Below are 266 nucleotides of genomic sequence, written 5' to 3' on the forward strand. Positions count from 1 at the left end.
TAGAGAAAAACAAGAAAACCACCAGCTATGCTGGTGGCTGACAAGGCTTTGAGCTTCCATTTCTTTTTCCTGTTATAATCTAATTGTTCAGGTTAGATAAAGGAGGAAAAAGAAATGGCTAAAACCAGTTACAGTTTATCACATACCAAATGGATGTGCAAATATCACATAGTTTTCACACCTAAGTACCGGAGAAAGTCCATTTACTACAAAATTAGGCAGGACTTAATTGATATTTTCCGTCATCTATGTCAATACAAAGGCGT

At 36.1% G+C, this 266-nt stretch carries 1 protein-coding gene; it reads left to right on the top strand.

Annotated features, from left to right (window positions below; all coding sequences use genetic code 11):
• Positions 1-114: 114 nt before the first annotated feature.
• Positions 115-266, top strand: a 152-nt coding sequence (locus C1E99_RS00050) for a transposase (protein WP_172100196.1), incomplete at its 3' end; no start/stop codon positions are given.

It is taken from the genome of Streptococcus suis, from assembly GCF_002964045.1.
Taxonomy (GTDB): domain Bacteria; phylum Bacillota; class Bacilli; order Lactobacillales; family Streptococcaceae; genus Streptococcus; species Streptococcus suis_U.